Below are 22,371 nucleotides of genomic sequence, written 5' to 3'. Positions count from 1 at the left end.
ATGATCACATTAGCAATAAACTGGGGTTACGCACTCCTCGTTACAGGCGTAGGGATGCTGACAGTATTCCTGTTATTGATTCTTTTGATCTGGGTTATTAACTTACAGACCAAATTGACGAATCAAGTAGAAGATCATGCGGAAACAATTCAAGACGTGGAAAAAGCTGTAGTGACGACGGATGCTCATCCGACACCTCACGAACAAGCAGCCATCGCCATGGCTATGCATCTATATTTTAACTCTCATGATGAAGAACCTCACGTGATCACGATCGAAGAAGTTGAAAAACGTTATTCCCCGTGGAGTTCTAAAATTTACGGCATGAGAAACCTTAATAAGTAAAATAAACAGATTATGAATAAATTCAAAATCACCATAGACGACAATAACTTCGATGTAACTGTGAATATAACGGATCATGATAAGGCTACAGTTGAGGTGAACGGTATATCTTATGAAGTATCATACGAAAGCAAAAACACGGTTGCAACCACTGCTCCTCGTAAACCTGCTGCCATACCGACTTCAACCACTTATAAAAGTTCCACTCAAAATACATCTGCTACAAACAACAAGACGACCAGCATTAAAGCACCGCTTCCCGGAACTATTTCCGCTATTAGCACAAAAGTTGGCAGTCAAGTAAAACGCGGTGATTGTCTGGTAGTCATGGAAGCCATGAAAATGGAAAACAATATCGTGGCAAGTGTTGACGGTCAAGTGAAAGCAATACATGTAACAGTTGGTCAGAGTGTTTCTCAAGATGATCCGCTTGTTGATTTGGTTTAATTCTACTGTAAAACAATTGAAAATGAGACAAGTGGAAAAATACCTGTTAAAAATAAGCTTATTACTCGGAATATTTATCATGCCTTTTGCCGCTAGTGCAGAAGAAATTGATATGGGCGAAAAAGTATCTAAATTCTTAAACGATACAGGATTTGCTCATCTGTATTCTGGAAATTGGCTGTGTTTAGTCATGATAGTTGTGGCTTGCGTGCTATTTTATTTGGCTATTGTGAAAAAATTTGAGCCGTTGTTATTGTTACCTATAGCCTTCGGTATGTTATTGACGAACTTACCCGGAGCCGGATTATTTCACCCGGAATTATTTGACGGAGGACACGTTCATTGGGCCAACTTCACGGATTCCAATAACGTTGGTTTGCTAGACTATCTTTACCTGGGAGTAAAATTAGGAATCTATCCTTGTATTATCTTCATTGGTGTTGGAGCTATGACGGATTTCGGTCCATTATTAGCAAATCCTAAAAGTTTTCTTTTGGGAGCTGCAGCCCAACTCGGAATCTTCGCCACGTTCTTGGGAGCTCTTGCATTAGGCTTTACTTATGCTGAGGCAGGATCTATCGGAATCATCGGAGGTGCTGACGGACCGACAGCCATTTACCTGACGTCAAAATTAGCACCAAGTTTACTTGGTCCTATCGCAGTGGCAGCCTACTCATACATGGCTTTGGTTCCCGTGATCCAACCGCCTATCATGAAAGCGTTAACAACCCAGAAAGAACGGGAAATCGTAATGCAACAATTACGTAAAGTATCTAAAAAAGAGAAAATTGTATTCCCGATCGTTGTAACCATATTTGTATCTTTATTGTTACCTTCTGCAGCTCCTCTAATCGGGTGTTTGATGTTAGGTAATTTGATGCGTGAATGTGGTGTAGTTGAGCGTTTAAGCAAAACGGTTCAAAATGAGTTAATGAACATCTGTACGATTTTCCTAGGTATCTCCGTTGGAGCTACCACCACGGCAGCTGCATTCTTGAACTTCCAAACGCTAGCTATTTTGATTATCGGTGTTCTGGCGTTCAGTATTGGTAGTGCCGGTGGTGTATTACTGGCAAAATTCATGAACTTGTTCACCAAGAACAAGATCAATCCATTGATCGGTTCAGCGGGAGTTTCTGCAGTTCCGATGGCAGCCCGCGTATCACAAAACGTGGGACAAGAAGCAAATCCGGGAAACTTCTTGTTGATGCATGCCATGGGTCCGAATGTGGCAGGAGTTATCGGTTCTGCCGTTGCAGCCGGTATATTATTGTCATTCTTAGGATAACTAATATTTCAGACTACCTCAAAATTTACTTTGGGGTAGTCTTTTTTTCTTTCTATTTATACATCATTTTCCTTTAACTATTACCAATTCATTTCAATTCATGGGACTTAGAGGTTTCGGTAGCGACAATTTTTCCGGTGTTTTACCGGAAGTATTCAAAGCACTAGAAGAATCCGCCTTCGGACATCAACATTCTTACGGGGAAGACAAATACACGGCAAAAGCCATCGAGGATTTCAAACAACTATTTGGAGACAACATTGACGTGTACTTCGTTTATAATGGAACAGGAGCCAACATATTAAGTCTTTCAGCCTTTACGCATTCATATAACGCGATCATTTGCGCGGAAACAGCTCATATCAACGTGGACGAATGCGGGGCTATCGAGAAACAAACCGGCAGTAAATTGTTGACCGTTCCCACATTTGACGGAAAACTCACCCTAGGATTGATTCACAATCACATGCATGGATTTGGTGACCAACACCACGCCCAACCCAAAATCATTTCGTTAACGCAGTGTACGGAACTCGGAACAGTTTACACGCGTGATGAACTAAAAGAAATTTGTGACTTCGCTCACGCTCACGATATGTACGTCCACATGGATGGAGCCCGCTTGGCAAATGCTGTTGCATATTTGGGGTGCACTCCGGCCAGCATCACCAAAGAAGTGGGAATTGACGTTTTAAGCTTCGGGGGAACCAAAAATGGTATGATGTTCGGCGAAGCCGTTGTTTTCTTTAATACCACGATGTCGAAAGAAGTTAAATATATCCGGAAACAGCTGATGCAGTTACACTCTAAATCGCGGTTTATTGCTGCCCAGTTTTCGGCTGTTCTAAAAGACAATTTATGGTTGAAATCAGCCGCACACGCGAATGCCATGGCACAGAAGCTCGCTAACGCGGCAGAGCAAATTCCTTCCGTGAGTATCACGCAGAAAGTTGAGGCAAATGAAATTTTCGCCATCATTCCGCGAGAAAAGATTAGCAAACTTCAAGATGAATGCTTCTTTTATGTATGGGATGAAGATGCGGCCGAAGTTAGATGGGTTTGCTCGTTTGACACCACGGAAAATGATGTCATCGAATTCGCAAACCTATTGCGTCAGGAATTGTGTTAGAAGATGAATAGAGAAATTATTATCACAGAAGACGGAAGTACTACCCTGTATATACCGGAACTAAACGAACATTACCATTCTATTCACGGGGCCATACAGGAATCTACACATATATTTATAAAAGCAGGCATTGAATATTACGGGCAAAAAGATATCCGGATTCTGGAAGCCGGTTTCGGAACAGGACTGAATGCCTTCCTTACACTGCTTGAAGCCCGAGAGAATCAACGGAAAATAGTATTTCATACTTTCGAGAAATACCCGCTGACACCTCAGGAAGTGGAAAAGATTAATTATTCCGACCTTTTTACCCCGGAAGATGCACCCTTCTTTCAACAATTACACAACGCCCCCTGGGAAGAAGATGTTATCATTACCCCTTACTTCACGCTCCACAAGCACCAAGCAGATTTCGAAGAAGTCAATTTTCACGAATATTTCGATATCGTCTTTTTCGATGCTTTTGCCCCCGACGTACAGCCTCGCCTATGGACGGAAACTATGCTTTCCAAATTTTACAAAGCGCTTAAACCGGAAGGAATTCTCACGACTTATTGCGTGAAAGGAACCGTGAAACAAGCCCTCCGTAATATCGGTTTTAACTTGAAACGCCTTCCCGGTCCCCCGGGAAAACGGGAAATGTTGAGAGCGGTGAAACAATTTTAGATTTTAAATTTCAAATCCCAGCCGCACGGAACAAACGCTTTTTCAATCGTAAATCGGAATTCATAAATTGTAAATTATTCGAATGTTTTCCAAAGACTTAAAACAATTACTTGACGAGAAGTATTTAGAATACAATAAATCGGAATTCTTTATAGAAACCGATCCGATCCAGATACCAAAGTGTTTCGAGGAAAAAGAGGACATCGAAATTGCCGGATTCCTGGCAGCATCATTAGCATGGGGACAACGCCCCACGATTATCAAGAAATGCAAGGAGTTGATGCAATTAATGGATTATGCACCCCATGATTTCGTGATGCAGGCGGAAGATCAAGACTACGAACGTTTCTGTAATTTCAAACACCGCACATTTAATAGCTACGATTGTGTTTACTTTTTGAGATCCCTAGCGAATATTTATCGCCATCACGGAGGCTTGGAAACCGTTTTCACACGGGCTTACCAAAAACATCAAGATATGTTCGAAGTACTAAAAGAGTGGTATTCTGTTTTCACCTCTTTACCTGCCGAAGCAAGAGTACTGCGACATATTGCTAACGTGGAGAAGGGGTCAGCAGCGAAGAGGGTAAATATGTTTTTGCGCTGGATGGTGAGACACGACGGAGAGGTGGATTTCGGCCTGTGGAAAGATATTCCAACCTCTGCCCTATTGATTCCACTAGACCTACACACGGGTAACGTGAGTCGTCAACTAGGCCTGCTTACCCGTAACCAGAATGACCGGAAAGCCGTGGAAGAACTTACTGCACGTCTCCGGGAAATGGACCCTATCGATCCGATTCGCTATGATTTTTCACTTTTCGGGTTGGGGGCTTTCGAGAAATATAACCGTTCTAATCTTTAGATTCAGAGGGATATACAACTTCTCATGTTAATCCAGTAACATTCCGGCCGCCACCTCTTCAGCCACTTGCTTGGATGTTATTTGTTCCAGAATAGCCAACCCGAATTTAAAAGCGTATGCCGGACCTCTACCCGTGATCACGTTACCATCAACCACCACGCCATGAGGTTGCATATCGGCATCCGGTAAATATCCTTCAAATCCCGGATAGCAGGTCATTGTATGCCTTTTATTCATTTTTATTTTACTCAACACCAAAGCCGGTGCCGCACAAATAGCTGCCACGTAACCACCTTTGTCATAGTACTCTTGAATTAATTGCACCAATGCCGAGCAATCTCCCAAATTCTTGGCCCCCGGCATTCCTCCCGGACAAATCAAGAACTCTGCCTCCTCTTCTTTCACGTCATTCAACAAAAGGTCAGCCACCACAGAGATTCCATGTGCACCCGTAACCTCTTTTTTATCGGAAATAGAAACCGTTTTCACCTCAATCGTTCCCCGACGCAAAACATCCACTGTTCCGAGAGCTTCAACCTCTTCAAAACCATCTGCTAAAAATAAAAATGACTTCTTCATAATTCTTATAATTAAAATGATTCTTCAAAATTACGAAAAATATGGCAGGATTCAAATTCCCAATTGCGGATATCAGTTCCCGCAAATCCATCTCGCATCATGCACCTCATCCTATCAAGCTGCAAGAGCAAAGAAATCGTTATCCAATCCTTACACACAATTAATCTACGACAGAGCAGGGTATTAAAACTTTACAAAACTCGTCTGCCATTACAAAAATTTCCATAACTTTGTTTTCAATGAGCATAGCGATTCAATCAAACACACGTTAATATTATTATCATGAAATTCTTTGTCTTCTTATTATTTACATGTGCAACGATAGCTTGTAGCAATTCAAAAAGAATAGTCGAGAATTTAAGATGGGAAGAAACATCTGTATCTCACTTTATGGATGAAAGAGATGGATATAAAGGTGTTTCTTTACTATATTTATCATCTGTATTTTGGCTAGACATGGATGCAAAAGGATATAAAAAAACTTTATCTGTCTTGAATTATAGCCTCGAAAATTCAAAACCGATCAAAGTTGGTCTTAAAAAAGTTAATGATAAAATAGAAATCGTAGCAGCAAAGAAAATCAATACCAAATAAGGTGAAGTAATAATAACCTACAAACAAAAAAGCGCCGACCGGCGCTTTTTCATTTATCCTAGATAAGTTTTTAATAGCTTACTTCTGGAAGAGTGTCGCAGACGGCGAATAGCCTTTTCCTTGATCTGTCGAACACGTTCGCGGGTTAACCCAAACTTCTCACCGATTTCTTCCAATGTCATCTCTTGGCAATTAATCCCGAAGAACAGACGAATAATATCACGCTCTCTTTCGGTCAACGTGGCCAATGCCCTCTCCACTTCCGTCGACAAAGACTCGTTAATCAACGTCTTGTCCGCAACAGGAGAATCATCGTTTACCAACACGTCAAGCAAACTGTTATCCTCACCCTCAACGAAAGGTGCATCCACAGAAATATGACGGCCGGACACCCTCAACGTATCGGCAACCTTTTCTGCCGGTAAATCCAACGTCTCTGCCAGCTCTTCCGGAGACGGACGACGCTCATGCTCCTGTTCGAAACGAGAAAATGCTTTATTGATTTTATTCAAAGATCCAACTTGATTCAATGGCAAACGTACAATACGCGACTGCTCGGCCAATGCTTGCAGGATAGACTGACGAATCCACCATACAGCGTATGAAATGAACTTGAAACCCCTCGTTTCGTCAAACTTCTCTGCTGCCTTAATCAAACCCAAATTCCCCTCGTTGATAAGGTCCGGAAGACTCAAACCCTGATTCTGGTATTGTTTTGCAACAGATACCACGAAACGAAGGTTTGCCCGAGTCAGTTTCTCCAAAGCCCGCTGATCCCCTTTCCGGATTCGTTGGGCAAGCTCAACTTCCTCTTCAACCGTAATCAAATCCTCCTTACCAATCTCTTGCAAATATTTGTCAAGAGAAGCACTCTCTCTGTTTGTTATAGATTTTGTTATCTTTAGCTGTCTCATAGTCTTCTAATATTCTCCCCCAAATATGTCGCAAAGGTAGAACAATTTATCCATAAACCAATATGTTAAAATCGACACCTTTTCAATATTAACGTTTTTTAATTTTGCAAAGATAAAGCATAGTATTCGACACGTCCGCGCGGCGAAACAGTCGTCACAAGAACGCCCTCATTTTCTGCTGCTTTCAATGCCCGAACCAAATCGTCCTTATCATAAATTACCGTGTTATTAATTTTCACAATAATATATCCTTCTCCCAAACCAATCGCTTTAAACGGGCCATTCTTTATATCTACAATTTTCACGCCCCCGTTCAAACGATAGCGGTAACGATCCTCCCGACTCAACGGTTCCACCGTGGCTCCCAGTATTCCGGTATAGTTTTTATCCACTAAAGCCACATCACCATACGTGTTTTGAAGCACCACGTCAAAATCCTTCAATTTTCCACCGCGGCTCACGGTCACGGAAATCGTGGTTCCCGGATGATATTTAGCCAACTGCCCTTGAAACTCCGGCCTTGTCTTTACCTCTATACCATTAATACGTTTGATCACATCTCCTTTCTTTATCCCCGCTTTGGCTGCCGCCCCGTTAGGTACCACGTCATAGACATATATTCCGCTCACTTCATCCGTTCCCAGTTCTTTCGCCACGGCCGGAGTCAACTCTTCCCTCCACATGGATATTCCCATCATGGCTCTCTGCACCGTACCGAACTCCTTCAAGTCCCCAACCACCTTCCGGGCAATATTAGAAGGTACTGCAAACGAATACCCCGAATAAGAACCCGTCGGAGATTCGATTGCCGTATTTATTCCAATCAACTCTCCCTTGGCATTCACCAACGCTCCCCCACTGTTACCGGGGTTCACGGCAGCATCTGTCTGCAGGAATGATTCCAGACTCATCTGGCTCCGGTTAATTCCCAACTCTCTCGCTTTGGCACTAATAATTCCCGCCGTAACCGTCGAGGTTAAATTATACGGGTTACCCACGGCCAAAACCCACTCTCCCAACTCCACGTCGTCCGAATTCGCGTACTCCAGGTAAGGAAGTCCGCTTGCTTCCACTTTTAATAAAGCAATATCCGTGTTGGGATCCGTCCCGATCACCTTGGCCTCATATTCCGTCTTGTTATCCAAAGTCACGGTAATCTTGTCGCTCTTGTCGATCACGTGATTATTCGTGATAATATACCCGTCCTCGGAGACAATGACACCCGATCCTATACCCATCCGTTGTGGAGTCTCCCGCGTACGCGGGGCGTAACCGTAGAAAAATTCCAATAGCGGGTTACCTATATATTCCCGTCCCATTTGTACCGTTTTGACATGAACGACAGCCGGAACTGTCTTTTTGGCAGCTTCCCTCAAATCCACGCTACCCGCTCCCCCAACAGGAAGAGCCGTGTTAGTCGCACGTAAAACCGGACGAACTGCCGCTGGAGATGCTATTTCCAATTGTGAAACCGGAGCGGCACTTTCTCCTCGCATGGCATCTATTGCCACGAAAGCAAGGCAACCGCCAACAACCCCAAGCCCTAAATTCAAAAATGATTTTCTCATTGCCATATCTTTATCACCTTTATAGATTAAACGTAAACTATCCACATTTTGTTTGTGTACTACAATAGTAGCAATATCCTTGCCAACTGATTATTAAGAAATTCTTAATTAATATACCTTAACTATGTTTCTCCTTGGGCTAGCGACAAGCTGTTACCCATCTTTTTAACTCCCCTTTATCGTGATCACGGAATCTTTTCATTCTAAATTCTAAATTCTAAATTTTACATTTCGTATATTTGTACCTGCGATTTCGATAATTTCAATTTACATGATAACACGTATAAACAATAAAAAGAGTGGTAAAACACGTACCTCCTACTCCTTTCATTTTCTGAAAGATCCCCGGACACGTGTCGTTGTAGGGTTGATTTTTATGCTATTTTCCATTTACCTGTTGGTATCACTGATCGGGTTCTTTTTTACCGGCGGCATGGACCAAAGCCTGGTTGACAAAACAACCCGGGAATTAATGACCAACCCGGATATCGTTGTCAAGAACCCGGGACGAAAACTGGGAGCATTTCTTTCCGATTTGCTCATAAACCGATGGTTTGGAGTATCGTCATTCATATTTTGCTACCTGTTATTTATCATCGGACTACGTATTGCCGGACGCAACATAAAAAAATTCGGGAAAAAAATCATCATCAGCTTTGTCCTGATCATCTGGCTCTCCTTGCTGTTCGGATATATTTTCACCTTCCTACCCACGGGATATGTATTCCCGGGTGGGGCTCACGGCTACTTCGTATGTTTTTGGCTAAACTCCTTTATCGGAGAAATCGGTTCATTCTTCCTATTGATCGTTTCATTTGCCGCCATTCTTTTCTTTGGCTTTGAAAACGCCTTCAACAAATGCGTGGCCATGCTCAAAAATTATCTCGCCCGCCGAGCCCAACTCAAAGAAGAGAGAACCTTAGCTCGTGAAGCCGCTCTTGTCCGGAAACGGGAAGAAACGGTAAAAACCGAAAAAACGGAGAACCTGCAAGAAAAAGAAATAGACGTTGACATCAAAGAAAAAGACGGGTTAAACCTAGAAACGGTTCCACCCGTTGAAAATGAACTTTTCTCCTATCACGAGTTCGATATTACCGATCCGGATAAAATAGAAACATCGGAATCACACGATACGGAAGAAGACTTCACGACGGAACATCATTTCGATTTACACGCGGACAAAAACCATGAAAATCAAGAAGAGCACGGAGGAGATGACACCCCGCACGCCAATAACGATATCGAATTGACCGTCATGGCCGACAAACTGGAAGAGCAACTAACCAAAAACTTGCTGCCGGACACCGACTATGACCCGACACTCGATTTATCGAATTATCAATACCCCCCGCTGGAATTACTCGAAGAACACTCTTCCGGTTCGCAAAAAGTAACCGCAGAAGAGCTCGAAGAGAATAAAAACACGATTATCGAGACATTACGCCATTACAAAATCGAGATCACCAAAATCAAAGCGACCATCGGACCGACAGTCACGCTGTACGAGATCGTCCCCGCCCCCGGTATAAAAATCTCGAAAATCAAAAACCTCGAAGACGACATCGCGTTAAGCCTGTCTGCCTTGGGGATACGTATCATCGCCCCGATACCCGGAGCTGGGACCATCGGCATCGAAGTGCCGAACCAGAATCCGGAAGTCGTTTCCATGCGGGGCATCATCGCGTCCAAGAAATTCCAAGAATCCAAATATGCCCTTCCGGTAGCATTGGGACGAACCATCTCGAACGAACCTTACACGTTCGACTTGGCCAAAATGCCCCACTTGCTGGTTGCCGGAGCCACGGGACAAGGTAAATCCGTCGGATTGAATGCCATTATCACCTCGCTCCTATACAAAAAGCACCCGTCACAACTAAAATTCGTGATGGTGGACCCCAAAAAGGTAGAGTTAAGCATCTATTCCGTCATTGAAAAACACTTCTTGGCGAAACTACCGGATGCCGAGGAAGCCATCATTACCGATAACGACAAGGTCGTCGCCACGCTCAACTCCCTCTGTATCGAGATGGATAGCCGCTACGATCTGTTGAAACAAGCTCACGTGAGAAACATCAAAGAATACAACGAAAAATTCGTGAAACGGCAACTGAACCCGAACAACGGCCATCGTTACCTACCTTATATTGTAGTAGTGGTAGACGAGTTCGCCGACCTGATCATGACCGCTGGCAAAGAGGTGGAACAACCGATTGCCCGTATCGCCCAATTGGCCCGTGCCGTGGGAATTCACATGATCATTGCCACGCAACGACCTTCCACGAACATCATTACCGGAGTCATCAAAGCCAACTTCCCGGCACGAATCGCCTTCAAGGTGGCCTCCATGATTGACTCCCGTACCATTCTGGACTCACCGGGAGCCAATCAACTGATCGGCCGCGGGGACATGTTGATCTCCAAGGATAGCGAAATGGTGCGCGTACAATGTGCCTTCGTCGATACGCCGGAAGTAGATGCCATCACGAAATTCATCGCCGACCAACAGGGATACCCGGAGGCATACGCCCTTCCCGAATATGTTTCCGACACGGAAAACGGGGTGAGTGGAGATATGGATCTTGGAGTAAAAGACCCGTTATTCGAAGAAGCCGCCCGTTTGGTTGTAAACACCCAACAAGGCTCAACCTCCTCCATCCAGCGACGCTTCTCTATCGGCTACAACCGGGCAGGAAGAATCATCGACCAACTGGAAAAGGCCGGAATCGTGGGACCGTTCGAGGGGAGTAAAGCCCGCCAAGTGCTTATTCCCGATGAATATAGCCTGGAACACATTCTTAAAACCGTAGATGAAAAATTTTAAGAACGCAAAATTTAAAAACGCCAGCCCTGTGCGGCTGGAATCTAAAATCTAAAATTTAAAATCTAAAATTAATAAGGTTATGTTTTTAGAAAAATCGTACAGAGGCAACAACAAATGGTATTTTTACATTCTCACGCTCATCATCGTGTTTGCAGCGGTTCAAGTAACGTCAATTCCGTTAGCCGTTTATAGCATCATCATGCATCCCGAAATGCTCAGCGGCGGAACGAATAATCTGCTGGCCGTCACGAACACCAACCTAGGCTTGGCCCTCCTGCTATTCACGTTTGCCGGGGGTGTTGTCGCCCTCCTATTATGCGTGAAATTTCTTCATCACAAAAAAACAACGGACATACTCACGGGCAGAGATCGCTTTGACGTGAATCGGGTATTTTTCGGTGCCGCCGTATGGGGCCTTTTAACGCTTGTCCTGCTGGGAGCACAATACGGATTCGGAGACACCTCCCATCTTGTATTCCAATTCCAACCATTCAACTTCATCATGATGTGCATCGTCATTTTGATCTTCATCCCCTTCCAAGTGGCATTCGAAGAATTCATCTTCCGGGGCTATCTGATGCAGGGCTGTATCCTGCTTTTCAAATACAGATGGGTAGCCCTGCTGCTCACCGGCTTGGCCTTCGGGTTACTCCACGGCACCAATCCCGAAGTAGATCGCTTCGGCTTTTGGGTTGCCATGCCGCAATACATCTTGATGGGTTTACTCCTCGGACTGGTAGCCATCTGGGACGACGGGCTGGAATTGGCCTTGGGACTACACCTGGCCAACAATGTCATCTCTTCCCTCGTGGTAACACACGACGCCTCTGCTTTACAAACACACGCCCTGTTCAAAGACATGGCCCCCACCGCTTCCCACACGGATACCGTGGTAATGCTCGTTTGCGGGATCATTTTCCTTTGGATTTGCAACCGGAAATACAAATTTTTCTCCAAAATCAACTTGTGGAGAAAAGTAGAACGGGAAAGTATAAAATGGGAAGTCATCGAGTAAACGAAATTCTTAAAATTTTCTTAATACTCGTGACTCTTTCATAACATTGCCAATAAAATAGTATCTTTGACCGAAAGCAAAAATGCGATAACAAATACATTAATTTATAAATCGAAGTTTCAAAAAAATGAGAAAAATTACATCTTTAATGTTCGCTCTCATCTTTGGGCTATCTTTCTTAGCTAATGCTCAGGATGTTCAAAACAACCAACCGAAAGGTTACCAATTCACTGATATCAAGAGATTACCGGCAAATTCCGTAAAGGATCAAGCGCGTGCAGGTACCTGCTGGGCCTGGTCAGGGATCTCCTTCTTTGAGTCAGAAATGATCCGTATGGGTAAAGAACCTATCGATCTTTCAGCCATGTATATCGTAAGACACGCTTACAGCGACAAAGCAACCAAATTTGTTCGTTTGCACGGAAACATGAACTTCGCTGTCGGTGGAGCTTTCTGCGACGTGATGCACGTAATCCAAAACTACGGTATCGTTCCGATGGACGTGTACAAGGGATTGAACTACGGTGAACCCAACCACGCTTTCGGTGAAATCGATGACGTGTTGGCCGGTTACATTAACGCTGTTATCAAAAACTCAAACAAAAAATTAAGTACCGCTTGGAAAAAAGGCTTTGACGGCATTCTGGATGCTTACCTTGGAGAAGAGCCTGAAAAATTCGAGTATAACGGTAAAGAATATACCCCGAAAACCTTCGCTGCCGAAGTAGTCGGATTAAACATGGATGATTACGTGAGCTTGACTTCATTCACTCACCACCCCTTCTACTCACAATTCGCGATCGAAGTTCCGGATAACTGGTTGTGGGGCATGTCTTACAACTTACCGCTAGACGAACTGGCACAAGTGATGAGTAACGCCATCGACAACGGCTACACTTTTGCTTGGGCTTCCGACGTGAGCGAAAAAGGTTTCCAGACCTCTCACCCCGGAATTGCCGTGGTTCCGACAACCGACACGAAAGAAATGAGCGGCGCCGAGATCGCTAAATGGGAAGCAATGCCTAAAGGCAACCAAAACCCGGATGCTTTCAAACAAGGCCCGGCTCCCGAAAAAGAGATTACTCAGGAAATGAGACAACAAGAGTTCGACAACTACCTGACTACCGACGACCACGGTATGCACGTGATCGGTAAAGCAAAAGACCAGAACGGTACGGTTTACTACATCGTGAAAAACTCTTGGAATAAATACAACAAATTCGGCGGATACTTCTACGCTTCCGAACCTTTCATGAAATACAAAACGATGAACATCATCGTCCACAAGAATGCCATCCCGAAAGATATTCGCAAAAAACTTGGAATCAAATAAATTCACTCTATCAAGGGATAGAGAAAAACGATAAAAAAAGGCCGTTGATCCATCTGATTAACGGCCTTTTTTTCATAATTTTGCGAGAAAGAAAAAGAAATATATAAAATCATAACCGATATGAATCTAGCGAGAGAAATCAAAAAAGACATTTACTGGATTGGAGTCAACGACAGAAGAACACATATCTTCGAAAATTACTGGCCTCTTCCCAAAGGTGTTGCTTATAACTCTTATATCATCGTGGACGAAAAAGTAGTAGTCATCGACACGATCGAAAGAAGCAAAATGGATGACTACGTGGAAAACATCGAACAGCTACTGAACGGAAGGAAAGTCGATTATCTCGTGATTAATCACATGGAACCGGATCACACCGGAGCCATCAAAGCTTTATTGTGCCACTACCCGGATGTAAAAATCATCGGTAACGCCAAAACCTTCCCCATGCTGAAAAACTTCTACGGGGTTTGCGAAAACTTGATGGAAATAAAAGAAGGCGATTCTCTCGACCTTGGAAAACATAAATTGAATTTCTACATGGCCCCCATGCTTCACTGGCCGGAAACGATGGTTACTTTCGAATCAACCGAAGGCATCCTATTCAGCGGTGACATTTTCGGAGCATTCGGAACGCTTGATGGAGGCATCTTTGACGACGAGGTAGACCTGGATTACCTGGAAGAGGAAATCAGCCGTTATTACTCCAATATTGTTGGAAAATACGGCCAACCGGCTCAAACCGCACTGAAAAAACTCGGTGGCCTTCCGATCCAGATGATATGTGCAACCCACGGACCGATCCGTCGTTCTCACATTGCCGACATCGTGGCCAAATACGACAAATGGAGCAAGTACGACACGGACAAAGGAGTCGTGATCGTGTTCAGTTCCATGTACGGGAACACGGAGAAAATGGCAGACATCATCGCCCGTTTCTTAGCTGAGAAAGGCATCAAGAAAATCCGTATCCACGATGCCTCCAAAACTCACCCGTCATACATCATCAACGATATCTTCCGTTACAAGGGAGTTATTCTCGGAAGTTGTGCTTACAACGGCAACGCCTTCCCGACCATGGAAACCCTGCTATTCGAACTGGAACACATGGGCGTGAAAAACCACGTGGTTGCCTTCTTCGGTGGCAAAGCATGGGCTGGCGGTGCAATGCCCCGTTTCAACCAATTCGCGGAAAAAATCAAATGGGAAGTTGTTGCTCCTGCTTGCGAAGCTTACGGTTGCCCGAAAGACGAAGATTTCGAAACGTGTCGTAACATCGCTTACGCCATGGCAGATAAACTGGATGAAATCTGTTGATTTCAATAAATATGAATAAATAAAAATAGGGATGAAAAATTTCATCCCTATTTTTTTATTCCTGTTTATTCTATTTTGCTTTAAACATCTCGTCAATATGTTTGGCAGCCCGACGACCGTCACCCATAGCCAAAATCACCGTTGCTCCACCTCTCACGATATCTCCCCCGGCAAAGAACTCTGACAAGTTTGACTGCATCGTTTCATCGTTTACCACGATTGTACCCTTGCGTGAAATTTCCAGTCCTTTCACGGAATTCGGAACAATCGGGTTAGGAGAAACTCCGACGGCCACAACCACCACGTCGGCATCAATCGTGTACTCGGAACCTTCCACCGGCACGGGACTGCGGCGTCCGCTGGCATCCGGTTCACCCAAAGCCATCTTCTGCACCCGTACCTGTTTCACGCGTCCCCGTTCATCGGCAATATATTCCACCGGATTCGTCAACGTGATAAACTCACATCCCTCTTCCTTGGCATGCTTTACCTCTTCCAGACGGGCAGGCATTTCCTCCTCGCTCCGACGGTAAACGATCATGGCACGCTCCGCGCCCAACCGTTTTGCCGTACGCACGGAATCCATCGCAGTATTACCACCTCCCACGACAACCACGTTCTTGCCGCGGTACACCGGGGTATCGGAATCCTCGCTATCGGCACCCATCAGATTTACCCGGGTCAGGTACTCGTTGGAAGAAAGAATACCGTTATAGTTTTCTCCGGGAATATTCATAAACCGGGGAAGTCCGGCACCCGAAGCCACGTAGAAAGCCTGGAAACCTTCCGCTTTCAAATCCTCCACGGAATCCGTCATACCCACGATAAAATTGGTAACGAACTTCACGCCGATCTTCTTCAGGTTCTCGATCTCCACGTCTACCACGCTATTCGGCAAACGGAATTCGGGAATACCGTATTTCAATACACCGCCGATCTCGTGCAACGCCTCGAACACGGTTACATCGTAACCCAATTTTGCCAAATCGCCCGCACACGACAACCCGGAAGGTCCGGAACCGATAACGGCCACTTTAATTCCATTGGCATGAGCGACTTCCGGCACGGCAATATGCCCGGATTCTCTCTCGAAATCCGATGCAAAACGCTCCAGATAACCGATGGCAACCGATGGCTTCTTCAATTTTTGTAAATAAAAACACTTGGATTCACATTGTTTTTCTTGAGGACAAACCCGACCGCAAACTGCCGGTAAAGCACTCGTGCGTTTCAGCACGGCCGCGGCCTGCAAAAATTCTCCTCGCTCAATGTTTTTCACGAATCCGGGAATATCAATACCCACGGGACAACCTCCCATGCAAGTCGGGGTCACGCAATCCATACAACGGGTAGCCTCCCGCATAGCCATATCGGCCGTCAAACCTTGATTTACCTCGATGCGCTGGCTCTTGATACGTTCCTCTGGGGTTGCTTCAGGCATACGAACGCGTTCTATCGAAGTACGATCTTTACCTGCCACCCGCTGACGCAATTCCTGACGCCAGGGAGCGTTCCGGTCGCTCACGCCATGAGCGTGTTCAGCTTCCTCCTGCTTCTCCTCCACCTCATGCAACTTAGCCACCTCGGCATCCTTGAATCCGCCTAACCGGGACAATATCTCGTCAAAATCAATCAAGTGTGCATCAAACTCCGGTCCGTCAACGCAAGTAAAGCGGGTCTTTCCTCCCACGGTCACCCGGCAAGCACCACACATTCCGGTTCCATCCACCATCAACGCGTTCAAACTGGCCACCGTCGGGATATCGTATTTACGAGTCAGTTTCTCGCAAAACTTCATCATGATTGCCGGCCCGATGGTCACGGCCAAATCCACTTTTTCACGCTTGATCACGTCTTCCATCCCCTCCGTGATCAAACCTTTTTTTCCATAGCTTCCGTCATCCGTCATGATAATCACTTCGTCCGAAGAAGCCCGTATTTCGTCCTCCAGAATCACTAAATCCTTATTACGTCCGGCAATCACTGAAACCACCCTGTTTCCGGCTTCCTTGAAAGCTCGCACGATGGGCAGTAAAGGAGCCACGCCAACACCACCACCGCAAGCCAACACGGTCCCCACCTTCTCGATATGAGTCGGTTTACCGAGGGGTCCTACCAAATCCGTGATATAATCCCCCACTTCCAAAGCGCACAATTTACGGGAAGATACTCCCATCACTTGTACCACTAATGTAATACTTCCTCTTTCCAAATTAGCGTCAGCAATGGTCAACGGCATCCGCTCGCCCTTCTCTCCCACGCGTACAATCACGAAATTACCCGGTTTACGGGACTTTGCTATCAATGGAGCCTCAACTTCCAGCTTTACAACTTTTTCTGAAAAATAAGCCTTACTTAAAATTTTATTCATAGTCTATAGGTTAATCTATTCTACTTATTTCAACCCCGCTATCGTTTTCGATTTCAAGCCGCAAAGATAACGAACCCCTCGGAAAAAACAACTTTTATTTCGATTAATGGTAAGATCCGTTAGAAGTAGGCAACAGACCGGACACGCACCGAATGACATCGCCATGTTCCCTAAATAGCAATGCCAGTTACCAAACGGCTATGAACCGGAGAGGACACGTCTGTCCCTCGTTTGTCGTCCCTTATTTCCCACTTAACTTGCACCAAACTGGTCGCACAAAGTAAAGCAACTTCCCACGAACCAGCACTTCGGAAAACTCATGTCATTTCGTGACAATCCGAGTAATATTGCTATTTTTGTTCCCGAAAACAAATTACACAGAGATTATGGGCAATAAAAACGATAAAAAGGAACGGATCAACGTGGTTTACTCCACGAACCCCAATTACCAGTACGAATACAATCAAGAGGAGGAACAGGAAACCCTGGCCCCGGAAAAACAGAACCTGCGGGTAACCCTCGATTCCAAACAGCGCAAAGGCAAAACCGTCACCCTCGTACAAGGTTTCGTGGGCACGGAAGAAGATCTGAAAGAACTGGCTAAATTACTGAAAAACAAATGCGGCGTGGGTGGTTCCGTGAAGGATGGAGAAATTATCATCCAAGGGGAAGTAAAAGAAAAAGTGTTGACCATTCTCCGGGACAATAAATACCGGGCAAAATAAAAAAAGAAACTTACCCCCTCCCACTCCCCCTTACACAGGGGGAGTGTTGATCACCAAGCAGTTCACCATCCCGTGTAAGAGGGGTTAGGGGTAGTCGTCTTAATACAACACTACACCCATTTCACCAAAGCAAAATCCTGCCTGTGAGGAAGTAATGTATTTTTCGGGAAGATTCTCAAACCCAGCATGAAGATTCCGGGATCATCGGGTGTCACTTCAATGGAATACATGGCTTTTCCGTTCTCGAAGGAGACGGGTAAGAACTCCTGCGTGAAACAAACCTCGATTTTCTCGTCCTTTTTCATCATGGCAACCAGTTCTACCCCGATGTCATCAATCGATAACTCACCCAAATCAAGTATCACTTTTCCTTGGTAAGATCTACCTAAAGAGATGATCTGTTTCGATTTATCGGGAAGAATCAAACCATCCACCTGCACGGAATCCCATTCCCGGCTGACCTTTCGTTTCCACTCCGCAATCTGCGCGGCTAAAGCATAATGATTGTCACTCAAACGGTGAAAACGGCGAGACATCGGTATATAGAACTTGTCCTCGTAGTCCGTCAGCATCCGGTTAGTCGTGAAGTTTGATGCCACTTTAGCAATCGTGTTCTTGATGTATCCAGCCCATTTACCGGATAAACCATTCGCATCCCGTTCATAAAATGCCGGGGCAATTTCCGATTCGATGATATTATAAATCAACTCGGCATCCAATTCATTTTGGAATTCCTGATTCTCGTAAGTCCTTTCCATCGGTAAGGCCCAACCGGCATCCTTTTGGTAGCCTTCAACCCACCAGCCGTCCAGCACGCTGAAGTGCATGACACCATTCATGGCGGCCTTCTCCCCGCTCGTACCGGAAGCCTCCTGCGGGCGAGTCGGGGTGTTCATCCACACGTCCACGCCTTGCACCATGTGACGGGCCAAGTCCATGTCATAATTCGGGAGGAACAATATCTTACCCAAGAACTGCGGGTATTTGGAAATCTCCACGATCCGCTTGATCAAATCCTGACCGGCCTGATCCGCCGGGTGAGCTTTTCCCGCGAATATAAACTGAACGGGACGCTCCGGGTTATTCACGATCTCGTTCAACCGATCCAGATTACTGAACAGCAAATGAGCTCGCTTGTACGTGGCGAAACGACGGGCAAAACCGATGGTCAGGATATCATCCCGCAAGGTGTCTTGAATCTCCACGATTTGCCGCGGCGTGAAGTAAGCCGTGCTCTTCTCGTTGGCCAAACGATGCTTTATATGACGGATCAGCCGACTACGCAGAATCATTCGCACCTCTCTGATCACTTGATCCGGTACCTGGTAAATTCCTTCAAAACAGGTTTTATCGTAATGATGCGTTTTGAATTTCTCTCCAAACACGCTCAACTGTATTTTCTTCCATTCCGGGGCCGTCCACGTCGGGTAATGCACGCCATTGGTTACATAACTGATATGCAACTCTTCCGGCATGTATCCCGGCCATAAATTCTTGAATATGTCCCGACTCACCTTTCCGTGTAACCAGCTCACCCCGTTTATTTCCTGCGACAAGTTGGCGGCCAAGAAACTCATGGAGAATTTCTCGTTCGGGTCATTCGCGTTTACTCGTCCCAGCCCTAACAATTGTTCCCACGTGATCTTCAAGCGATCGGCTTCAAACCAGAAATAGTTTTTCAACAAGTTTTCGGTAAATGAATCGTGTCCTGCCGGAACCGGCGTGTGTGTCGTGAAAAGCGAAGACGCCCGAACGACTTCCATGGCCTCGGCAAATGAAAGTTGGTCGTCCGCCACGTATTCCCGTAATCTTTCCAACCCGGTAAATGCCGCGTGTCCCTCGTTACAATGGTACACGTCTGCTTGAATGTTCAATTTCCGCAAGGCCCGGATACCTCCAATGCCTAACAAGATTTCCTGCTTCAAGCGATTTTCCCAATCGCCTCCATAGAGGTAGTGCGTGATGCTCCGATCGCCTTCCTGATTATCCTCGAAATCCGTATCCAACAAGTACAACTCGACCCGTCCGACGTTTACCTGCCAGATTCGAGCATACACTTCACGTCCGGGGAATGAAAGACTGATTGTCAACCAATTTCCTTCCGCATCCCGTGCCGGAGATACCGGTATTTTCGTGAAATCCTGTGCCTCGTATTCCGCCTCTTGATTTCCCGCGGCGGAGAATTTCTGCGTGAAATAACCGTAACGATACAGTAATCCGATACCCGTGATTTTTGTTTTTTTATCACTTGCCTCTTTCAGATAATCGCCGGCCAACACGCCAAGACCTCCCGAATATATTTTCAGTGAAGCGTGTAATCCGTACTCCATGCTGAAATAGGCAATGGAAGGGCTATTCATCTGTTTCTTTTCTTCCATGTACTCGGAGAATTTAGCGTACACGGCGGCCAGACGAGCCACAAATTCCTCGTCATTTTCCAGCTCCTTGTATCGATTTAAAGAGATTTTGTCTAAAAGAGCTATCGGGTTATGGCGGGTCTGCATCCATTGTGAAGGATCGATGCTTTTGAACAGATCAACGGCCTCCTCGTTCCAACACCACCACAAGTTATTCGCCAATTTTTCCAAGGCACTTAATTTGGCAGGAATGGAGCGATGGATGATCACGCTGATCCAGTTCGGAACATTCGTTGCCGTCTTCTTCTCGATAAACGACCATTGTTCTTCTTCTATAACCGGAATTTCATCCACCCGTTCGTTCACTTTATCGAGTGCAATTTGGTAAGCCTTTTTGTAGTACGAGATCAAGTTTTCCCAAAGTGCAATTTTCGATACCTCTTTGGCATTTTGGGCCACGGCCTGATACTCTTGGGGGTTCAGGGCAGCAATCGCCTTGATTTTATCGGCGATTTTCTCGACCACCTCTTCATTATTCCGGTCATCCCGTGCAATGACTTCAATGCCCGGATGTGCTTTTTTATAATAGGATTCTACCCATAAACCGAAACCAGCCAAGGTAGTCGTGATTGTTGGCACTTTAAACGCCAAACTCTCCAGAGGTGTGTAGCCCCAAGGTTCGTAGTAAGAAGGGAAAACCGTTAAATCCATCCCCACGAGCAAATCGTAATAAGGCATATTAAACACGCCGTCATTTCCATTCAAATAACTCGGTGAGAAAAAGACTTTCACCCGATCCTCCGGTCGATTCGACAAGCGTTGTTCCCCGATTTTGCACAACACCGGATCGTTTTGCGGGTCAGACAATTCATGCGTCACGTAAGGATGCGTGATTTCGATTGCCTGGTAGGGACGTTCCAGGTTATTCAGCAATTCTCCATTGACGCCCTTGTGACCGGCCGGAACCAAAATAAATGCCAAGATATCCCGTTTGTTATCCGCGTCGCGGTTCAGACGTCCCAACGCCTCGATAAATACGTCCAGTCCTTTGTTTTTAAATTCGTAACGTCCACTGATTCCCACGATCAAGGCATCTTCAGCAACCGTCCGTCCCAAAAGGGCCTGAGCCACTTTCAACAATTTTTCCCGTCCTTGTTGACGTTTCACGGGATAATTTTCCTCGCTGGGCGTGAAACTGTTCTCGAATCCATTCGGTGTTACGAGATCCACTTGCTTACCCAAAAAGTGCTCACACTCTTTCGCTGTAATGTCACTGACCGTCGTGAAGCAATCCGCCCACTCTGCCGCCTTACTTTCCAGGGATTGTTTGGAATCCACCCCGAAACGATGGGCCGTTTCCCGCGGGTTATACTCTTTCATCGGGTCATAAAGGGGCAGGCCGTTCCCGGCAATACTACGTCCTAACACGGTGGCATGAGTGGTGAACACGCATCCCACTTGCGGAAGGGCATTTTTCAAGTACAACATACCACTTCCCGTCATCCACTCGTGGAATTGGGCTATAATACGCTGACGAGGAGATATATGGTAACGAACAAAGCTCTCGATCACTTTTCCTGCCGCATAACCGAATAACACGGGTTCGATGTAATCCCATTGTCCGGTCAACGAATCCACTTGAAATTTCTCCCAAAAAGAGGTCAATATCTGATTCTTCTGGGGTATAAAAGAGGTGAAATCGACCAATATAGCCACGGGGTTACCAGCCACGTTCCATCGCCCGACCTTTATTCGCAAACCCTCCTGCGCCGCTTTCACCCGCCATGATTTAAACAAATGGGCATCTTCCGTGAATTCCGGGTTCGGCTCATTGTACCGCCACACGTCCGGACCGATTAATATATGATTGTTTTTGAATTCTCCGGCTAAACTCAACACTTTTGTCGAAATTACCGTGTGAATTCCTCCAACCTTGTTACATATTTCCCAACTTACCTCGAACAAATAGGCAGGATCTTTCAATTCCAAATTGCTCATATTTAATGTTTAATGTTTTGACTTAACTTGTTTCTCCCC

At 45.5% G+C, this 22,371-nt stretch carries 17 protein-coding genes; 12 read left to right on the top strand and 5 right to left on the bottom strand.

What is annotated here, in order from left to right:
• The 6 genes from D8S85_RS00815 to D8S85_RS00790 all read left to right on the top strand — a co-directional run bounded on the left by D8S85_RS00815 (position 1) and on the right by D8S85_RS00790 (position 4,740).
• Entirely contained in the window at positions 1–345 is a 345-nt protein-coding gene (locus D8S85_RS00815) for an OadG family protein (RefSeq protein WP_106624373.1), read from the top strand.
• Between the two features lie 12 nt (positions 346–357).
• Positions 358–792, top strand: coding sequence for an acetyl-CoA carboxylase biotin carboxyl carrier protein subunit (locus D8S85_RS00810; RefSeq protein WP_106624372.1), 435 nt, complete (start codon positions 358–360; stop codon positions 790–792).
• A gap of 22 nt (positions 793–814) precedes the next feature.
• Positions 815–2,080 (top strand): sodium ion-translocating decarboxylase subunit beta, encoded by a 1,266-nt coding sequence (locus tag D8S85_RS00805; RefSeq protein ID WP_106625215.1) that lies wholly within the window; start codon positions 815–817, stop codon positions 2,078–2,080.
• A 100-nt stretch (positions 2,081–2,180) separates the two neighbouring features.
• Positions 2,181–3,209, top strand: coding sequence for a threonine aldolase family protein (locus tag D8S85_RS00800; protein WP_106624371.1), 1,029 nt, complete (start codon positions 2,181–2,183; stop codon positions 3,207–3,209).
• 3 nt (positions 3,210–3,212) lie between these two features.
• Positions 3,213–3,875: a tRNA (5-methylaminomethyl-2-thiouridine)(34)-methyltransferase MnmD gene (gene mnmD / locus D8S85_RS00795; protein ID WP_106624370.1), complete on the top strand. Its 663-nt coding sequence runs from the start codon at positions 3,213–3,215 to the stop codon at positions 3,873–3,875.
• Between the two features lie 82 nt (positions 3,876–3,957).
• Positions 3,958–4,740, top strand: a complete 783-nt coding sequence (locus D8S85_RS00790) for a TIGR02757 family protein (protein ID WP_106624369.1) — start codon at positions 3,958–3,960, stop codon at positions 4,738–4,740.
• 27 nt (positions 4,741–4,767) lie between these two features.
• Here the strand turns inward: D8S85_RS00790 and D8S85_RS00785 are convergent, their stop codons facing one another.
• Positions 4,768–5,319 (bottom strand): DJ-1 family glyoxalase III, encoded by a 552-nt coding sequence (locus D8S85_RS00785; protein WP_106624368.1) that lies wholly within the window; start codon positions 5,317–5,319, stop codon positions 4,768–4,770.
• 282 nt (positions 5,320–5,601) lie between these two features.
• On the opposite strand from D8S85_RS00785, the gene D8S85_RS00780 reads away from it, so the two are divergent.
• Entirely contained in the window at positions 5,602–5,913 is a 312-nt protein-coding gene (locus D8S85_RS00780) for a hypothetical protein (protein ID WP_127074705.1), read from the top strand.
• A 53-nt stretch (positions 5,914–5,966) separates the two neighbouring features.
• On the opposite strand, the gene D8S85_RS00775 is transcribed toward D8S85_RS00780, so the two are convergent.
• Together D8S85_RS00775 and D8S85_RS00770 are read right to left on the bottom strand one after the other, a co-directional pair.
• A complete protein-coding gene (locus D8S85_RS00775; RefSeq protein ID WP_026207779.1) occupies positions 5,967–6,827 on the bottom strand; it encodes a sigma-70 family RNA polymerase sigma factor in 861 nt (286 codons plus the stop codon).
• A gap of 98 nt (positions 6,828–6,925) precedes the next feature.
• Positions 6,926–8,395, bottom strand: a complete 1,470-nt coding sequence (locus D8S85_RS00770) for a trypsin-like peptidase domain-containing protein (RefSeq protein WP_228423305.1) — start codon at positions 8,393–8,395, stop codon at positions 6,926–6,928.
• A 271-nt stretch (positions 8,396–8,666) separates the two neighbouring features.
• Between D8S85_RS00770 and D8S85_RS00765 the strand changes: the two genes are divergently transcribed.
• The 4 genes from D8S85_RS00765 (at position 8,667) to D8S85_RS00750 (ending at position 14,881) form a co-directional block, all read left to right on the top strand.
• Positions 8,667–11,216 (top strand): FtsK/SpoIIIE family DNA translocase, encoded by a 2,550-nt coding sequence (locus tag D8S85_RS00765; RefSeq protein WP_106624365.1) that lies wholly within the window; start codon positions 8,667–8,669, stop codon positions 11,214–11,216.
• A 79-nt stretch (positions 11,217–11,295) separates the two neighbouring features.
• Positions 11,296–12,231 carry a CPBP family intramembrane glutamic endopeptidase gene (locus D8S85_RS00760; RefSeq protein ID WP_172726461.1) on the top strand — a complete coding sequence of 312 codons (936 nt, stop codon included), beginning with the start codon at positions 11,296–11,298 and terminating at the stop codon, positions 12,229–12,231.
• 127 nt (positions 12,232–12,358) lie between these two features.
• Positions 12,359–13,564, top strand: a complete 1,206-nt coding sequence (locus D8S85_RS00755; RefSeq protein WP_106624363.1) for a C1 family peptidase — start codon at positions 12,359–12,361, stop codon at positions 13,562–13,564.
• Between the two features lie 120 nt (positions 13,565–13,684).
• Positions 13,685–14,881 carry an FprA family A-type flavoprotein gene (locus D8S85_RS00750; RefSeq protein ID WP_106624362.1) on the top strand — a complete coding sequence of 399 codons (1,197 nt, stop codon included), beginning with the start codon at positions 13,685–13,687 and terminating at the stop codon, positions 14,879–14,881.
• Between the two features lie 70 nt (positions 14,882–14,951).
• Here D8S85_RS00750 and D8S85_RS00745 read toward each other — a convergent pair whose 3' ends face one another.
• Positions 14,952–17,252, bottom strand: coding sequence for a bifunctional dihydroorotate dehydrogenase B NAD binding subunit/NADPH-dependent glutamate synthase (locus D8S85_RS00745; protein ID WP_106624361.1), 2,301 nt, complete (start codon positions 17,250–17,252; stop codon positions 14,952–14,954).
• Positions 17,253–17,638: 386 nt separating this feature from the next.
• Between D8S85_RS00745 and D8S85_RS00740 the strand changes: the two genes are divergently transcribed.
• Positions 17,639–17,977, top strand: a complete 339-nt coding sequence (locus D8S85_RS00740) for a translation initiation factor (RefSeq protein ID WP_087422320.1) — start codon at positions 17,639–17,641, stop codon at positions 17,975–17,977.
• A 110-nt stretch (positions 17,978–18,087) separates the two neighbouring features.
• Here the strand turns inward: D8S85_RS00740 and glgP are convergent, their stop codons facing one another.
• Complete coding sequence (gene glgP / locus D8S85_RS00735) at positions 18,088–22,332, bottom strand: alpha-glucan family phosphorylase (RefSeq protein WP_106624360.1); 4,245 nt, start codon at positions 22,330–22,332, stop codon at positions 18,088–18,090.
• Between the last annotated feature and the right edge of the window lie 39 nt (positions 22,333–22,371).

The sequence above is a fragment of the Butyricimonas faecalis genome (assembly GCF_003991565.1).
Classification (GTDB): Bacteria; Bacteroidota; Bacteroidia; order Bacteroidales; family Marinifilaceae; genus Butyricimonas; species Butyricimonas faecalis.
The sequence above is the reverse complement of the archived record's forward strand: the minus strand, read 5'-3'. Positions and strand labels throughout refer to the sequence as shown.